This window comes from Anabaena sp. CCY 9402-a (genome assembly GCF_963920945.1).
GTDB lineage: Bacteria > Cyanobacteriota > Cyanobacteriia > Cyanobacteriales > Nostocaceae > Trichormus > Trichormus minutissimus.
The window spans coordinates 1-969 of sequence record NZ_CAWUDL010000202.1 but is presented as its reverse complement, the minus strand read 5'-3'; the positions used below and the strand labels follow the sequence as shown (position 1 = coordinate 969).

Below are 969 nucleotides of genomic sequence, written 5' to 3'. Positions count from 1 at the left end.
TAACCTGAGTTCGGGTTAAACATATGAAGGTAAAAGCCACTCAAGTTGAAGGCTAGGCTTCTTAGGCTGATGACAATAAGCGATTAAACCGCACAGAACATTAACGCAAAAATTGACAGGGCTGCGATGACGAGAGTGTTCAATCTGAGAAATGTTTTTGAGTTGGTCGTTAATGGTCTCAATGATGGAGCGTTTACGGGACAAAAGCTTGTCATGAAGACGCATCAACTTATTTTTCATGTTGCGACGGGGTTTAGCAAAAAATTCAATTCCGAAGTCTTGTAAAAGTTGAGCAGCGAGTTTTTGGGAGACATAGCCTCTATCAGCAAAGATTTTCCCAAATAGATTGCTGAGTAAATCAGGTACTGGTTGACGGTCATCAACGTTACCAGGAGTGATAGTCACATTTAAGAGTTGACCAAACTCATTAACCACAAGATGCAGCTTGAAACCAAAAAACCAATCGACAGAAGTCTTACCACGGGCGGCTAAACCTTCAAACACCTTATGCCTAGAAATGCGACGATTATGGCAGACTTTCACACTAGTGGAATCGATAAAACCGATACCCGTACAATTTCCAAAACAATGCTTGAGATACACGCACAAAGGTATCAACGTTGATGGTATCCATTCAATAAATCGTTGATAACTTGGTAATCCCGGAAACGCCGAATGCCAATGCTGTTTCACATGATCTAAATAAAAATGCTTGAAATTGCGGTAGTGATTTTGATGGAACGCAATGAGAATCGTCATGATTTCGCTTAAACATAGGCTTTTTGTCCGAATACGTTTGATTCCTTCATGATTTAATAACTGTTTGTGCCATTTTGCTTCAAATGCTTGACAGAAATCATCTACGTGGCAAAACAAAACATCTAAACTAAACATAGGACAGGTTGCTGGATTTAACGCTATTTTCAGCTTACTACCTGTCCTTTTCCTTATCCCGAACTCAGGTTAAGT

1 protein-coding gene is annotated in these 969 nt (G+C 39.8%); it reads right to left on the bottom strand.

Going from position 1 to position 969, the window contains the following annotated elements:
• Positions 1–15 precede the first annotated feature (15 nt).
• On the bottom strand, positions 16–894 hold the full coding sequence (locus tag ACM0OR_RS28295) for an IS982 family transposase (RefSeq protein WP_414579726.1): 879 nt from the start codon (positions 892–894) through the stop codon (positions 16–18).
• Positions 895–969: the final 75 nt, after the last annotated feature.

What these genes read in the sequence shown, in the direction of transcription:
- ACM0OR_RS28295 (WP_414579726.1), bottom strand. Translation starts at nt 894, where the DNA reads ATGTTTAGTTTAGATGTTTTGTTTTGCCACGTAGATGATTTCTGTCAA.